Source organism: Terribacillus saccharophilus, assembly GCF_046592895.1.
Classification (GTDB): Bacteria; Bacillota; Bacilli; order Bacillales; family Amphibacillaceae; genus Terribacillus; species Terribacillus saccharophilus_D.
This window is the reverse complement of sequence record NZ_JAWVPU010000002.1, coordinates 74,908-90,559: the sequence shown is the minus strand read 5'-3', so window position 1 is coordinate 90,559 and position 15,652 is coordinate 74,908. Positions and strand designations below refer to the sequence as shown.

Here is a 15,652-nt window from a genome sequence, read left to right as displayed (position 1 = left end):
GCTATCACTTAAACCCGCTTTTTATTAGCATTGAATTTTTTAAGCATTTCTGCCACATCCACATCTGTCACAGCCGTACTGGCAGGTGCTTCCACCTTGCCTTTTTGATCGAACCACTCCGGTACCACTTCTTTACGCCCAGTATTTTTTCTTCGGGCAGCAGGCTGCTTGCTGCCACTTGCTGTGTTCCAAGGCTGGCTGCCGCTTTTTGCAAGCTCCATCGCTTCCTGTACGGTACTGACTTTTTTACGCGCCCAATGTGCCGCTATTTTCTCCATATAAGCCTTCGATAACTTCATATCGGACTTGAGCAGCACGTAATACACCAATACATTCATGATACCAGGCGCCATTCCTTGTTCGGCCATGACATCACGGATGATTTTCAAGTCCGCTGCGGCTGCTGTCCCATTGCCTGATATATCTTCCAGCAGCTGTTTTGGAGATATTGTCTCGAGCAGCTGGATGAGCTGTTCTTGCTTTGTTGTTGCTGTTATTTCTTGTTTGGCATCCTTTTGCGGAAGTTCCATCACTTTCGTTTCCGATGTTTTAGGACGGGCCAAAAACAGGTCGTGACAAGCAGCTTTGAACTCCGCAGGATTCAGCTCATGTGTATCCGAAACCGCCCAGAGCAATGCTTTATCCAACTCCGGCGATGTCAAGCTGTACAATACCGTCATCTGTTCCATCAGCTTCCGATTCCGCGGTGTAAGGATCAGTTCCGGTTCGAGCATCCGCTGTTTCAAGGATTGCTGCAGCCATTCGAAATCGACTACATCGGCTTCGATGGACGGTCCGCGCTGCTGATCGGAGCTGCTTGAAGCAGTCTTCAGCGGGGGAACATGGTGCTTAGTCAGCTGATCCGCCGAAAAAACGGCATCAAAGGACGCCGTGATTTCCTCTGCCTCTTCAGGAAGCTTTTCTTCTTTGATGAAAAGATCACGCATCTGCTTGAATCTACTTTCCCCTAATTGGTGATACAGCAGCTGGGACAGCATATCGTCCTCGAAAAAGCTATCGGGTGAGAAAGGCGCATACAAATCATACGTATACAAATTCTCTTCCCCTTGCTTTTGAAACGTGCGGATGAGACCAATCGCTTCCAGTTGCAGCCTTGCATCGTATAATTGATCCATTGGCATATCCAGCAATGTCATCAGCATATGATGCGTTTTCGGTTCACATGTACCGTGATGGACGACGAATTCGTTGACAAGTGTCTGGTATAAAGTCACCGCCTGCATTCCGAGCAATGGCTGATACAAATGAGTCAATGCTACCGAATATCCGTCTGGGAGCACCGACTTCATCCGTATCATATAACCATCAGCCGGCAGAAGCTTCCCGATATGCTGACTGTTCATACAATCTTTCCTTTCCTTCTTGCAAAGTCTTACTCTTTGTTATCGGTTTTGATCAAGTCTTTCAATTCATCAAGGAAGACACTGATATCCTTGAATTGCCGGTAAACGGAGGCAAAACGGACATACGCCACTTCATCCACATCTGAAAGACGTTCCATGACCATCTCGCCGATTTCCTTGCTTTGTACTTCTGATGTACCGCTGTTGCGCAGTTCTTTCTCTACTTCCGCTACGATATATTCAATTTGCTCCAATGCAACAGGACGCTTTTCACAAGCTTTGATCAAACCGCGCATGAGCTTTTCTTTGCTGAATTCTTCCCGTGTTCCTTCTTTTTTCACAACGATCAACGGTGTTGCTTCGATACGTTCGAATGTCGTGAAACGAAAAGCGCAGTCTTCACATTCCCTGCGTCGCCGGATGGAACGCCCTTCCTCGATGGGACGGGAGTCTAGTACTTTTGTGCTTTTATATTGGCAGTTTGGACATCTCATGCCGATCCACCCCATTACTTCCGCAAGCCTCGACAGGCTTCGCGCATTTGCGACACTTCTGTATCGTCTTTTTCCTATTCTACCACGATTGGAGCGAAAAATCGAAGCGTTCTTCCTTCAACAAAAAAAGGCAGCCGAGGGCTACCCTTTCCATTTTCGCAATGCAAGCACCGCGTTGTGTCCGCCGAAACCGAAACCATTCGACAAAGCAACTGTCAAATCCTTCTCCACTGCTTCGTTCGGTACATAAGATAAATCACAGTCAGGATCAGCATCCCGATAATTGATCGTTGGAGGCACGATGCCTTCTTGCAGTGCTTTAAGCGTGATGATTGCTTCAACAGCACCTGCTGCACCGAACAGATGACCTGTCATCGATTTTGTCGAACTTATCAGCACGTCACCGGCTGTTTCTCCAAATACTGTTTTTATCGCTTTAGTTTCAGTTTTATCTCCCTCTGGTGTACTTGTCGCGTGTGCATTTATGTAATCCACATCTTCAAGCTTCAAATCAGCCATCTGCATCGCCAATTTCATGGCACGGGCAGGACCAAGATAGTTAGGAGACGTAATATGATGTGCATCCGTTGTGGATCCATATCCAATTACTTCACCAAGGATGACCGCACCGCGTTTTTTCGCATGCTCCAGCTCTTCCAGCACTAAAATACCTGCCCCTTCCGACATGACGAAACCATCACGGTTGGCATCGAAAGGCGAGCTTGCAGTTTGGGGTGTATCGTTTTGCGTGCTCATTGCCCGCATTTTCGTGAAGCCTGCATATGCGAACGGCGTGATCGATGCTTCCGCTCCTCCAGCAAGGATGGCGTCTGCCAGCCCGTGCTTGATATTCAGGAAGGCTTCCCCGATCGCATGGTTCCCGGTAGCACAAGCAGAAACAGGTGCGAAGCTTGGTCCGCTGAATCCAGTCTTGATCGAAACGATTCCCGCTGCCATGTTTGAAATCATCATCGGCACCATGAACGGTGAAACACGTCTTGGACCTTTTTCAAGCATTGTGGCGTGATTATCCAGAATTGTATTCACACCGCCGATACCAGAACCGATATAAATCCCCACACGCTCCGGATCGACAGTATCGGCTGACAGATTTGCTTGCTCCATCGCCTGCACTGCAGCGCCGTATGCAAATTGGCTATACAAGTCATAGCGTTCGATCTCTTTTTTATCCAAATACTGCTCCGGATCAAATCCGCTGGCAGTTCCGCCGATTTGTGAAGCGATTCCGGCAAATTTCTCCGGATCCAATTGTTTGATGCCGGATTCACCAGCTTTGATATTATTCCAAAATGTCTCTACGTCCGAACCAAGCGGCGTAACAGCACCATATCCAGTAACTACGACACGTCTATTCAAAAACATACCTTCTTTCTAGCAGTAACTATTAGTACCTGCTATTATATCTGAAGTCCGATTAAATTGCGACCGTAAGCTTTTATCTCCATTATGTAGGCTTGCCATTTTCCTGGATGGAAATACAACATTAAAAAACCCCGCTCCTAAAAGGAACAGGGTTGGTTATACAAATATCAATGTGATTTCGGCTGTACTGCCACAGGACCCATGCCCCGCGGAAGCTCGGCTTTTTCACAAGTTTTGGCTTCAAGCGCGTCAACGATATAATCGGTTGCTACGTTCGGGTCAATGATGTTACCGCAAGTGTATACATCAATGCTGGCGTAGCCATGTTCCGGAAAACTGTGAATTGTCAAATGCGATTCAGAGATGATGACCACTCCGCTCACGCCATGCGGCGCAAATTTGTGGAAGGCAACCTCCCGTACTTCAGCTCCTGATTTCAATGCCGCATCGACGAAAATCTGTTCGATCAGCTGCATATCATTCAGCTTCTCTTCGTTACAATCCCATAGTTCCGCAATAACATGTCTTCCCATTGTATCCAATGTACTTCCCCCTTTAAATATTTACCTAAAAAATAGATGCGTGAATTGCCACGGGGGAAAGTTAGTCCAAAGAGGTCCTAACCCTTTAAGCAGTCACTTGATGCAAAAATCCTTCAGGAAAACAGTTTTGACTTTATGCTTGCCTGCACCAAAGATGCATGCAAAAAGAAGTATATAGTGTTTGTATCTGTTTGGCAAGCATACGTCCCAAAATTGATTCAAAAGGGGTAGTATTCATTCAGATGATTTCCGCTCGATCTTGTTGCAGGAGACTGCTCCCGACTAGCTGAGCCAAATCGACTACGCGGCAGGAATAGCCCCACTCATTGTCGTACCAAGCAATTACCTTTATCTTCTTTTCTTCCATGACGATGGTCGACAAACCATCGATGGTAGCCGATTGCGATGTTGTCGTGTAATCGATGGATACAAGCGGCTCTTCACTGAAGGAAATGATTCCTCGCATATCCGTTCCTGCAGCAGTCCGAAAAGCATCATTCACCTGCTCTGCTGTTACAGACTCCTCCACATCCACAACCAAGTCGACAAGCGAGACATTCGGAGTCGGAACACGCAAGGCCATGCCATGCAGCTTCCCCTTCAGATGCGGCAGTACTTCTGCCAAGGCTTTGGCTGCACCTGTCGTCGTCGGGATGATCGATTGTGTACAGCCTCTGGCCCTGCGCAAATCCTTATGCGGATTATCGATATTTTTTTGGTCATTTGTAAAGGAATGAACGGTTGTCATCAAACCATTCTTGATTGTAAAGTTCTCATCCAACACTTTGACAACCGGCGCTAGGCAATTCGTTGTGCAAGAAGCATTGGAAACGATGCTATGCACGTCACCTTGATAAACCTGGTCATTGACACCGATTACGATTGTAGCATCGACATTTTTTCCTGGAGCAGTTATGACAACTTTCTTGGCACCGGCATCCAGATGGGCAGATGCCGCTTCCTGTGAGCAGAATTTTCCTGTTGCCTCAATGACGACATCGACTTCCAGATCCCTCCATGGTAATAGCAGCGGATCCCTTTCCCCTACAACCAAAATCCTTTTCCCATCATATACGATTGCACCAGCTTCTGCCGTAATAGCAGCATCCAAATTTCCGTGGACGCTATCGTAGCGGAGAAGGTGAGCTAGCGTTTCTGCCGGGTAGGAAGCATTCACAGCTACTATTTCCATATCAGGCATTTCCATCGCCCTTCTGCATACCAATCGTCCGATTCTGCCAAATCCATTAATCGCGATACGAGTTGTCATCGAATTGCCTCCTTTAATGTGTCACACTATACTAATGATTTATGAAATAAGTATAACACATTAAAGGAAAAATGCGAATCAAAAAGGAGCCCTTTTTATAAGGCTCCTAGATGATGTTCCATTCTCTTAAAAGTTTTTCCAGCTGGACTTTCGTTTGCGCTTTACTCCCATTATTATCAATGACCGCATCAGCCCTGGCAGCTTTCTCTGATAGCGGCATCTGGCTGTTGATTCGGTCCAATGCCGCCTGCTCCGTCAAGTCATTACGAATCATCAATCTCTCCAGCTGCACTTGTGGATCGACCGTGACAACGACTATCTTGTCGACAAGATGCAGCTGATCCCCTTCAAATAAGAGCGGGATATCGAGAACGACTGCTGGGTGCTGCGTAAGCAAACGATCTCTGTCAGCAGTCATCCGTTCCCTGACAACAGGATGCACGATGGTATTCAGCTGCTCCCGCTTCTTGGGATCACGAAAAATGATGCTGCCGAGTTTAGGGCGGTCCAGTGAGCCATCCACCAGCAGGACATCAGATCCAAATGCTTCGACAATGGCAGCCAAAGCAGGTTCACCCGGCTCGACCACTTCCCGGGCGACTATGTCTGCATCAACAACCGGAATATTGCAGTCCCTGAATAAATTGCTCACGGTGCTCTTGCCGGATGCTATGCCTCCGGTCAAACCAATTACAATGCCCACGACTGGTTCCTCCTTAGTGCTGACATGCTGTGCAGATATGTGTGCCTCTTCCGCCCACTTTTATTTTGGCGATTTCACGGCCGCAGTTCGGGCATGGTGTTCCTTGCTGTCCATATACGAGCAACTGCTGCTGGAAGGTTCCGATTTTACCCTGGCTGTTCACATAACTGCGAATCGTGCTGCCGCCCTTTTCGACAGCTTCGAGCAGTGTCTCGGCCGCAGCCTGCTGAATGCGGATGAGTTCCATATCTTCCATGGAAGATCCGCGGCGTTCCGGATGAACGCCCGCTTTGAAAAGCGTCTCATCCACATAAATATTTCCCAAACCAGCCACCACCGACTGATCCAGCAAAATATTCTTGATCATGCGACTGCTGCGCTGCACCTTCTCCTTGAAGTAGTCCAGCGTGAACGATTCATCAAACGGTTCAGGTCCGACCAAAGTCAGCGGCGGAGTATCATATTCCTGTCCTTCCTTGAACAAATGCATCGTACCGAATTTGCGGACGTCGTTGTAACGAAGCTGTTCCCCATTCGTCAAGTGAAAGATAACATGGGTATGCTTGTCATCGGGCTCTTCCTCTGGTTTTACGGAGAACTTACCTTCCATCCGCAAATGCGATACAAGAACGTCTCCATCCAAATAGAACATAAGAAACTTGCCTTTTCGACCGATGGAACGGAATGTCTGCCCTTTGAGCCGCTCGACGAAATGCTCGACGCCTTCACCGAATTTAATTATTTTAGACCAGCGGACAGTCACATCAGCGATTGTCTTTCCGATCACAAGCTGTTCGAGTGTCCTCCTGGCTGTTTCAACCTCTGGTAATTCCGGCATTTCCTGTCCTTCTTTCCGTGCTTATTTCGCGTCGTACCATGTTTTGCCGTATGCATATTCCACTTTCAGCGGCACGTCGAGCTTCACCGCATGCTCCATGACATCCGGTACGACTTCTTTCAATTTCTCTATTTCGGATTCAGGTGCTTCCAAAATCAATTCATCATGCACTTGCAGCAAGAGCTTCGCTTCCATCTGCTCAGACTCGAGACGTTCTGCCAAATCGATCATCGCCTTTTTGATGATATCCGCCGCACTGCCCTGAATCGGTGTATTCATCGCTGTACGTTCTGCAAAACTGCGCTGGTTGAAGTTCCGGCTCGTCAAATCCGGTAGATAACGTCGGCGGTTCATGATTGTGGAGACATATCCTTTTTGCTTGGCATCCTGTACGATATCTTCCATATAAGTCTTCACACCCGGAAAGCTCTGCAAATAACGATCGATGAATTGCTGCGCATCTTTACGCGTGATGCCAAGGCTCTGGGACAATCCATAATCACTGATACCATAGACGATACCAAAGTTGACTGCCTTCGCTTGGCGCCGCATATTGCTCGTGATGTCCTTCTCTTCGACATGGAAAACATCCATTGCCGTCCGGCTGTGAATATCCATGCCTTCATTGAATGCCTCAATCAATTTTTCATCTTGTGCGATATGTGCCAGCACACGCAGCTCGATTTGGGAATAGTCGGCGGCAAAAATGACTGAGTTCTCGGTCGAAGGCACAAATGCTTGTCTGATTTTGCGCCCTTCTTCCAGCCGAATCGGGATATTCTGTAAATTCGGCTCCGTCGAGCTCAAGCGACCAGTCTGAGTCAACGCTTGGTTGAAGCGGGTATGAATTTTGTTTGTATCTTTATCGACCACTTTCAGCAACCCTTCGATATATGTGGATTGCAGTTTGCCCAATTGACGGTAAAGCAGTAGCTGCTGGATGATTTCATGCTTGTCAGCCAGCTGCTCCAGCACATCCGCTGATGTGGAGTAGCCTGTTTTTGTCTTTTTGATAACCGGTAAGCCGAGCTTCTCGAAAAGAATCGGACCAAGCTGCTTTGGTGAATTCAAATTGAATTCTTCTCCTGCAAGCTCATAGACTTTACGCTCGATCTCCGAAAGTCTTCCGCCAAGCTCTTCTTTCATCTCCTTGATTCGGTCGACATCCACTTGAACGCCAAAGTACTCCATCTCTCCCAAAATTGCAGCGAGCGGCATTTCCAGATTGGAGAACAGCTCCAGCTGCTCATTTTCCGACAGCTTTTCTTCTGCTTCTGGCTTCAGCTTGTATATGACCATCGCTTTCCGGCCAAGATGCTCACTGAAAGCCTCCAGATCCGGCACTTTCATTTTCGCGCCTTTTCCGTAAACTTCTTCGTCGTATAACACATCTTTCTTACCAAGACGATGTCCGATTGCCGGAATGTCATGGTGATTTTCCGATGGGTTGATCAAATAGGATGCCAATAACAAGTCAAAATCTGCATTCTCAAGCGTAATGCCATGATGCAGCAGCGCCACAACGGAACGCTTCACATCGAACACCCATTTTGCTTTGGAGCTGTCAGCAGCCCAAGCTTTGAAGACGTCGGATTTGTATGCCACATCCGACGGGATGAAATAAGCGCCGTTTTTATTGGCCAGACCGAAGCCTTCGATTTGCGCCGTATGGTAGTTATCCGTCAGCATTTCCACGACAAGCGCATCTTCTCCTGTGAACAAATCCCCCGTTATCTCATTGACGATTGTCACCTCCAGCGGCGTCAGCTCCTGGGATGCTTCTTCAGCTTCCCCTTCTTCTCCGATTCTTGCGAGCAATGACTGGAAGCCCAGGTCTTTGAAGAGAGCACTGACAGCAGCATTTTGATAGCCATCAAAATTGATGTCAGCAAGACTCACCTCGATCGGGGCATTCGTCTCGATCGTTGCCAGTTCACGGCTCATGAAGGCAGATTCCTTGTTGTCGGTAAGCTTTTGCTTGATGCTTTTGCCTGAAACATCATCAAGCTGCTCATAAATATTATCAAGCGTCTGGAATTGTTTCAGCAATTTGACTGCTGTTTTCTGCCCGACCCCGGGAACGCCAGGTATGTTGTCGGAGCTGTCACCCATGAGTGCTTTCATATCGATGATCTGCTCTGGTTTCACTTCCATGTTTTCAAGCAGGAAATCCGGCGTATAAGCGTCGATTTCACTGATTCCTTTGCGAGTGAGCTGAATCGTCGTCTTGTCGCTGACAAGCTGCAATAGATCTTTATCTCCGGAAATGACTTTTATTTCAAAATCACCTGCTTCAGCCTGCTTTGCAAGCGTCCCGATGATGTCGTCGGCTTCGTACTGATTCAGCTGATAATGCTTGATCGAAAAAGCATCCAGCAGTTCACGGAGCAGCGGGAATTGTTCGGAAAGCTCAGGTGGCGTCTTTTGGCGACCGCCCTTGTATTCTTTATACGTCTCATGTCGGAAAGTCGTCTTGCCTGCATCGAAAGCGACCAACAGATGCGTCGGCTTTTCATTTTCCAAAATGCGAAGCAGCATCGTCGTGAAGCCATAGATCGCATTGGTATGGATGCCTTTATCATTATTCAGCAGCGGAAGTGCAAAAAATGCACGATAAGCTATACTGTTTCCATCGATTAAAACCAATTTATTTGTCATACATAAAACTCCTTTGTCATCGTTCCTGTCCCTTTTCATTAGTTTACCATGTTTCTTTCCCGAAACAAAAAAGATCGTCCAGCTGGACGATCTTAGCCGAGTGCCTTTGGCAGACGGAGGGAAAAAGTTGTCCCTTTATTCACTTCGCTGCTCACCGCGATCGTACCGCCATGTGCTTCGACAACATGCTTCACGATCGCCAATCCAAGCCCCGTACCGCCGGTATTGCGGCTCCGGGCCTTATCGACTCGATAAAAACGTTCGAATATCCGATCGATGGAATCTTCCGGAATGCCGATGCCAGTATCCGTCACTTCCGCAAACACACTATCGTTCGATTGCGAAACCTTCAGCTTTACTTTGCCATTTTGCGGTGTATAGTTTACAGCATTGCTCAGCAGATTGATGACAAGCTGCTTCAGTCGATCCTCATCCCCGCGCATGACGGCGCTGTCGGGAAGTTCCAATTCCAAGTCAATCTGCTTGTTGAGTGCTTGTTGCTCGATCATCGGCATGATGGTATCGATCATGATCCGGAAATCAAGCCTTTCCACACGAACCTGCAATTCATCCTTTTCCAGGCGGGAAAGCTCAAGCAAGTCCTTCACCAATGCTTGCAGCCGCTGACTTTCATTATGAATGATGGTAATGAAACGCTCTGTCAGCTCTTTGTCTTCCAAAGCACCATCTTCCAAAAGCGTTTCGGAAAAGCCGCGTATGCTAGTGAGTGGTGTTTTCAGTTCATGTGACACATTGGCGACAAAGTCCTTGCGCATTTCTTCGACACGTTTCAGATCCGTGATCTCGTAAAATACGAGTACAGCTCCCTTTAAATCATAGGAGTCGTTAAAAATCGGCGCTGCCACAATTTCGAAGAAACGCTTTTCCTTTTCCCGCTGCAGTGTGAAAGCATCCCGCACTTTTTCTTCATAAAGAAAAGCTTCGGAGACGACATGGTGGATGTTGCTCTGTGAAATCGTATCATGATACACATGACCGATATAATCCTTGTCTTTGCCTCCAAATACAGACAGGAACTTTCTGTTGACCAAATGGACATACCCGCGTTCATCCACTAACATCAAGCCGCTCTCCATATTGTCGATCACCGTTTCCAGCTGATCTTCCTGCATCTTCTCAAGAAGTTCCAGCTCATGCAGATTGCGCGCAATCTGATTCACAGACCGGATCAATCTGCCGGCATCTCCGTAGAAGTTCTCATAATTCCTTGCTTTATAATTTCCCTTTACGAGCTCCTCCGCTACTTCAGCAGTCATGGAGACAGGTTTGATGTAGCGTTCCTGCAGACGATATAAAACCGAGATGATCAGCGCAGCGCCAATGAGCAAGGCGCTCCATAAAATGAACCATTCGGTCGTGATTTGCATAAGAATAAAACCGATTGCCGCAAAGATCAGCAGAATGAGCGATCCATAGACGGCAATCCCATAAGAGCTGCGATGCATTACTGCGGCTCCTCCATTTTATATCCCAAACCACGGATCGTTTTGATATACACCGGATGTTTGGAATCAGGTTCGATCTTTTCACGCAAATGACTGATATGCACGTCCACGATGCGTGTATCGCCGACGAAATCATAATTCCATACCGAACTGAGCAGCTGGTCACGTGACATGACCCGCCCTTTGTTCCTCGCCAAATATAGTAAAAGTTCGAATTCCTTGCGCGTAAAGCTCAAGGATTCCCCATTAATGGATGCTTCATATTGATCTGGGAAGATAGATAACCCCGAAATCTTGATTTCTCCGCTTTCCATGTAATTATCACTTTTATTGGTGCGGCGCAATATCGCTTTGATCCGGGCCACGACCTCTTTTGGGCTGAAAGGCTTTGTGAGATAGTCATCTGCACCAAGCTCAAGTCCAAGGACCTTGTCCAATTCTTCATCACGTGCGGTAAGCATGAGAATCGGTGTATCAACCTGTTTCTGCCGAAGCTGTTTGCACACTTCCGTCCCGTCCAATTCCGGCAGCATCAAATCAAGGACGATCATATCGTATGTATTTTGCAATGCTTTCTGAAGTCCGGTCATACCGTCGAAAGCTGTCTCCGTTTCAAATCCAGCTCTTTCTATATTGAATTGCAATAGCGTTACGATGGATTCTTCATCATCAACAATAAGTACTTTTTGTGCCATGGATACTAGCCCCCTCTATGCATCATCATACCTTTTTCCAACTGTAAAGTGAACCTTACGAATTCGCTTTCTCTGTTAAGAGTTTGTAAATATAAAAAAAACCTATCCATTTTTAGTGGATAGGCTCAAGCTTTTACTGCAAAACAGCCATGACTTTGCGTACCGAGTCTGCTGATTGATCAAGCTGTGACTTTTCTTCATCTGTCAGCTCAAGCTGAATGATATCTTCCAGCCCGCTTCCACCGATGATCGTCGGCACTCCTAGGAATAGATCGCTGTAGCCATATTCCCCTTCCAAGTACGCGATGGAAGGAATGACGCGACGCTGATCCTTCAGGATTGCTTCGACCATTACGAGAAGTGACGCTGCAGGTGCGTAATAAGCACTTCCGTTGCCCAGAAGGTTGACTATTTCGCCGCCGCCTTTGCGTGTACGCTCTACTATTGCTTGTAGGCGCTCTTGCGGAATCAACGTTTCCAGCGGAATGCCTCCAGCATAGGAGTAGCGAATAAGCGGAACCATATCATCGCCATGTCCGCCCAGAACGAAACCAGTGATATCCTTGACAGATAAGTTGAGCTCTTCGGCGACGAATGTACGGAAACGAGCTGTATCAAGTACACCTGACTGACCGATTACCCGATTGCGCGGGAATCCAGATGTTTTGTATACCGTATATGTCATTGCATCCACCGGATTGGTCAATACAACAATGATGCTGTTTGGAGAATACTTCACAACCTGCTCCGTTACGGATTTCATGATCTTGCTGTTTGTATTGACAAGATCATCCCGGCTCATACCAGGTTTGCGGGCAATACCTGCTGTGATTACGACCACATCGGAATCCTGCGTGTCTGCATAGTCTGCAGTACCTTTCACATGTGCATCAAATCCCTGCACCGGAGAGGCTTCCAGCATATCCAATGCCTTACCCTTGGTCGGGTCCTCCATATCCGGGATGTCGACCAAAACGACATCCGCCAGCTCTTTCTGTGCGATAAGGAATGCTGTCGTTGCCCCTGTGAAACCACTACCGATTACTGATACTTTTCTGCGTTTGATTGCCATGTTGTTTCCTCCTCCAACACATTAGTCCATATTTTTGATCAATTCATCCCCGAATTCGGACGTTTTCACTTCCGTAGCTCCATCCATCAAACGAGCGAAATCATAGGTGACGACTTTGGAAGCGATCGTTTTATCCATCGCTTTCGTGATCAAGTCGGCAGCTTCCCTCCAGCCTAGGTGCTCAAGCAAAAGCACACCGGAAAGGATGACAGATGACGGATTCACTTTATCCAAGCCAGCATATTTCGGTGCTGTACCATGAGTCGCTTCAAAGATGGCATGACCTGTTTCATAGTTGATGTTCGCTCCTGGAGCGATGCCGATTCCGCCGACTTGTGCTGCAAGTGCATCGGAAATATAATCTCCGTTCAAGTTCATTGTCGCTACTACATCGAACTCAGCCGGGCGAGTAAGGATCTGCTGCAAGAAGATGTCAGCAATTGCATCTTTGACAACGATCTTGCCCGCTGCCTCTGCTTCTTGCTGCGCTTTATCAGCAGCTTCACGACCTTTTTCTTCGACGATTTTATCGTACTGCTGCCATGTGAATACTTTATCACCGTATTCCGCCTCGGCAAGCTCGTAACCCCAGTTTTTAAAGGCGCCCTCGGTGAATTTCATGATATTGCCTTTATGGACCAGTGTCACACTTTTCCTGTTTTCTTGGATTGCGTAGTCGATCGCTGCGCGAACCAATCGCTGTGTTCCTTCTTCCGATACAGGCTTGATGCCGATACCGGATGTTTCCGGGAAGCGAATGTTATGTACACCCATTTCATTCTCAAGGAAATCAATGACTTTCTTCACTTCCGGTGAACCTTTTTGCCATTCAATACCAGCATAGATATCTTCCGTATTCTCCCGGAAGATGACCATATCCGTATCTTCAGGCTTCTTCACAGGTGAAGGAACACCTTTGAAGTAACGGACCGGACGTAAACAAGTAAACAAATCAAGCTCTTGTCTGAGCGCAACGTTCAAAGAACGGATACCGCCGCCGACTGGTGTCGTCAATGGACCCTTGATGGCGATCTTGTATTCCCTAATCACATCAAGCGTTTCTTCCGGTAGCCATTCGCCGGTTTTATCGAATGCTTTCTGCCCTGCATAGACTTCTTTCCATTCAATAGACTTTTCGCCTTTGTAAGCTTTATCAACTGCAGCTTCGAGCACACGGCTTGCAGCAGCCCAAATATCGGGTCCTGTTCCGTCTCCTTCGATAAATGGGATGACCGGACGATCCGGTACTTGCAGCTCTCCATTGGTTACTGTGATTTTGTTTGCTTCAGCCATGTTCTGATTCCTCCTAAGATAAAATCTGATACTCTATTAGTTTAGCAAAAAATTTCTTTGTTGTTGTAAAAATATTAGACTCTTTCTGCCAATGGTGTATACGTACGATGTGTTTCCCCGACATATTCTGCCCGCGGACGGATCAGACGGTTATCTGCATACTGCTCCAGGATATGTGCAATCCACCCAGAGAAGCGGCTCACCGTGAAGATCGGTGTGTAAAGATCATGATCGATCCCCAAGCTGTAATAAACGGTGGCAGAGTAGAAATCGACGTTTGCCGGAAGATTCTTTTCCCGCTTGACGACATCTTCCACTTTGACACTCATTTCATACCACTTTGTATGACCGGATAATTCTGTCAGTTCACGAGACATTTCTTTCAGGAATTTCGCACGCGGATCACCAGATTTATAGACACGGTGTCCCATACCCATGATTTTTTCTTTGTTTGCGAATTTCTTTTCCAAATAGGCTTCCACATTATCAATTTCGCCGATCTCAAACAGCATTTCCATCACTGCTTCGTTCGCACCGCCATGAAGCGGGCCTTTCAAAGCGCCGATTGCAGCCGTAAGACCAGAGTACATATCCGATAATGTGCCAACACAAACACGAGCTGTAAATGTAGACGCATTCAATTCATGGTCCGCATGAAGCACAAGCGCCTTATTCATTGCTTCGACTTCAATGTCTTTCGGCTCTTTTTCATTGAACATATAAAGGAAGTTCGCAGAATAGCTATAGTCTTCCCGAGGCGCTACCGGCTCCAGTCCGGCACGAATACGGGAAAATGCCGCAACCAATGCCGCAATCTGTGCTTGAAGACGAATCGCCTTGCGGTTGTTTGCTTCCGGTGTATTCACTTCTGCTTCCTCATCATATAAGCCAAGCAAAGAAACAGCGGTCCGAAGTGCTGCCATTGGATGAACCGCTTTCAAATCACAAGCCTTCAAATGTTCGATGACCGGCTCTGGAAGCTTCGATTGCGCAGCCAATTCCCCTCTTAGCTGGGCAAGCTGTTCCTCATTCGGCAGCTCATCATGCCATAACAAATAAATTACTTCCTCGAAACTTGAATTACTAGCAAGGTCATCAATGTTGTAACCGGCATATGTCAGTTGATCGTCAATGATTGAACTAATCTTGGATTCCGCCGCAATGATACCTTCAAGTCCTTTAACTACCGCCATGTTAATCTCTCCCCTTCAGTAAAAGTCAAATCGCTAACATGTGTAATAGAAACTTCAAAATTGCTAGATCTTTGAGTGAAGCACTTTCATTATAAACATAATTTTAAGGTTTGTGAAATGAAAACGTTTTATTATTTTTGTTTTCTTTATTGTTCGATTATTAATAAATTTTTGTCATTTTGTAAATAACCCGATGACCTGAAAGATTATATACGCAATACCCGCTCCGATAAGCGGCCCTACAGCAACTCCATTCAAAAGGACTACGGCGAGGATCGTACCGATTACAAGTGCCACGGTCACCTGTGGATCCGTTGACATCAAATTGACTCCGTACTTCCCTAGGACCGCAACCAATATACCGGCCGCCAATGCGACCCATGCATAATATGATTTCACGCTCGCATATAAATCTTTAAAGCCGATATCTCCGTTTGCAATCGGGACAAGCACGGCGATGGTGAGGACTGTTATCCCGATACTCAAGCCTTTGGAGGCAAGGAATGGAAACAGTTTGTCATCCAGCTGCAGCACTTTGATACCAAGCAGGATATACGCGGCAATCGTGATGGACTGATTTTTACCGATTATTCCCAATATGAGGATGATGACTAAAAAAATTGACGATGTGTTCAACAAACTAATTCCTCCAAACTTTCAGCTGACTAGATAAAGGATGTG

14 protein-coding genes are annotated in these 15,652 nt (G+C 46.9%); all 14 read right to left on the bottom strand.

The window, feature by feature from the left end:
* Window positions 1-8: 8 nt before the first annotated feature.
* Window positions 9-1,364 carry a replication initiation and membrane attachment family protein gene (locus SFC66_RS06125; RefSeq protein WP_411217840.1) on the bottom strand — a complete coding sequence of 452 codons (1,356 nt, stop codon included), beginning with the start codon at window positions 1,362-1,364 and terminating at the stop codon, window positions 9-11.
* Window positions 1,365-1,393: 29 nt separating this feature from the next.
* Window positions 1,394-1,858, bottom strand: coding sequence for a transcriptional regulator NrdR (gene nrdR, locus SFC66_RS06120; RefSeq protein WP_411217839.1), 465 nt, complete (start codon window positions 1,856-1,858; stop codon window positions 1,394-1,396).
* Window positions 1,859-1,999: 141 nt separating this feature from the next.
* Window positions 2,000-3,235: a beta-ketoacyl-ACP synthase II gene (fabF, locus tag SFC66_RS06115; RefSeq protein WP_411217838.1), complete on the bottom strand. Its 1,236-nt coding sequence runs from the start codon at window positions 3,233-3,235 to the stop codon at window positions 2,000-2,002.
* A 173-nt stretch (window positions 3,236-3,408) separates the two neighbouring features.
* Window positions 3,409-3,783 carry an adenosylmethionine decarboxylase gene (gene speD, locus SFC66_RS06110; RefSeq protein ID WP_411217837.1) on the bottom strand — a complete coding sequence of 125 codons (375 nt, stop codon included), beginning with the start codon at window positions 3,781-3,783 and terminating at the stop codon, window positions 3,409-3,411.
* Between the two features lie 238 nt (window positions 3,784-4,021).
* Window positions 4,022-5,053: a glyceraldehyde-3-phosphate dehydrogenase gene (locus SFC66_RS06105; RefSeq protein ID WP_411217836.1), complete on the bottom strand. Its 1,032-nt coding sequence runs from the start codon at window positions 5,051-5,053 to the stop codon at window positions 4,022-4,024.
* Between the two features lie 106 nt (window positions 5,054-5,159).
* Entirely contained in the window at window positions 5,160-5,756 is a 597-nt protein-coding gene (coaE, locus tag SFC66_RS06100) for a dephospho-CoA kinase (RefSeq protein ID WP_411217835.1), read from the bottom strand.
* Window positions 5,757-5,769: 13 nt separating this feature from the next.
* On the bottom strand, window positions 5,770-6,594 hold the full coding sequence (mutM, locus tag SFC66_RS06095) for a DNA-formamidopyrimidine glycosylase (protein WP_411217834.1): 825 nt from the start codon (window positions 6,592-6,594) through the stop codon (window positions 5,770-5,772).
* Window positions 6,595-6,615: 21 nt separating this feature from the next.
* Entirely contained in the window at window positions 6,616-9,252 is a 2,637-nt protein-coding gene (polA, locus tag SFC66_RS06090; protein ID WP_411217833.1) for a DNA polymerase I, read from the bottom strand.
* A gap of 92 nt (window positions 9,253-9,344) precedes the next feature.
* On the bottom strand, window positions 9,345-10,718 hold the full coding sequence (gene pnpS, locus SFC66_RS06085) for a two-component system histidine kinase PnpS (RefSeq protein ID WP_411217832.1): 1,374 nt from the start codon (window positions 10,716-10,718) through the stop codon (window positions 9,345-9,347).
* Complete coding sequence (locus SFC66_RS06080) at window positions 10,718-11,413, bottom strand: winged helix-turn-helix domain-containing protein (RefSeq protein ID WP_411217831.1); 696 nt, start codon at window positions 11,411-11,413, stop codon at window positions 10,718-10,720. The genes pnpS and SFC66_RS06080 overlap by 1 nt, the downstream gene beginning before the upstream one ends.
* 133 nt (window positions 11,414-11,546) lie before the next feature.
* Window positions 11,547-12,485: a malate dehydrogenase gene (mdh, locus tag SFC66_RS06075; protein WP_411217830.1), complete on the bottom strand. Its 939-nt coding sequence runs from the start codon at window positions 12,483-12,485 to the stop codon at window positions 11,547-11,549.
* A gap of 21 nt (window positions 12,486-12,506) precedes the next feature.
* Window positions 12,507-13,778, bottom strand: coding sequence for an NADP-dependent isocitrate dehydrogenase (gene icd, locus SFC66_RS06070; protein WP_411217829.1), 1,272 nt, complete (start codon window positions 13,776-13,778; stop codon window positions 12,507-12,509).
* Window positions 13,779-13,852: 74 nt separating this feature from the next.
* The gene (citZ, locus tag SFC66_RS06065) at window positions 13,853-14,971 is read right to left on the bottom strand and encodes a citrate synthase (protein ID WP_411217828.1); all 1,119 of its coding nucleotides are present in this window, start codon (window positions 14,969-14,971) and stop codon (window positions 13,853-13,855) included.
* Between the two features lie 174 nt (window positions 14,972-15,145).
* A complete protein-coding gene (locus SFC66_RS06060) occupies window positions 15,146-15,610 on the bottom strand; it encodes a DUF441 domain-containing protein (RefSeq protein WP_411217827.1) in 465 nt (154 codons plus the stop codon).
* Between the last annotated feature and the right edge of the window lie 42 nt (window positions 15,611-15,652).

What these genes read in the sequence shown, in the direction of transcription:
- SFC66_RS06105 (WP_411217836.1), bottom strand. Translation starts at nt 5,053, where the DNA reads ATGACAACTCGTATCGCGATTAATGGATTTGGCAGAATCGGACGATTG.
- mutM (WP_411217834.1), bottom strand. Translation starts at nt 6,594, where the DNA reads ATGCCGGAATTACCAGAGGTTGAAACAGCCAGGAGGACACTCGAACAG.
- SFC66_RS06125 (WP_411217840.1), bottom strand. Translation starts at nt 1,364, where the DNA reads ATGAACAGTCAGCATATCGGGAAGCTTCTGCCGGCTGATGGTTATATG.
- icd (WP_411217829.1), bottom strand. Translation starts at nt 13,778, where the DNA reads ATGGCTGAAGCAAACAAAATCACAGTAACCAATGGAGAGCTGCAAGTA.
- polA (WP_411217833.1), bottom strand. Translation starts at nt 9,252, where the DNA reads ATGACAAATAAATTGGTTTTAATCGATGGAAACAGTATAGCTTATCGT.
- mdh (WP_411217830.1), bottom strand. Translation starts at nt 12,485, where the DNA reads ATGGCAATCAAACGCAGAAAAGTATCAGTAATCGGTAGTGGTTTCACA.
- nrdR (WP_411217839.1), bottom strand. Translation starts at nt 1,858, where the DNA reads ATGAGATGTCCAAACTGCCAATATAAAAGCACAAAAGTACTAGACTCC.
- citZ (WP_411217828.1), bottom strand. Translation starts at nt 14,971, where the DNA reads ATGGCGGTAGTTAAAGGACTTGAAGGTATCATTGCGGCGGAATCCAAG.
- SFC66_RS06080 (WP_411217831.1), bottom strand. Translation starts at nt 11,413, where the DNA reads ATGGCACAAAAAGTACTTATTGTTGATGATGAAGAATCCATCGTAACG.
- pnpS (WP_411217832.1), bottom strand. Translation starts at nt 10,718, where the DNA reads ATGCATCGCAGCTCTTATGGGATTGCCGTCTATGGATCGCTCATTCTG.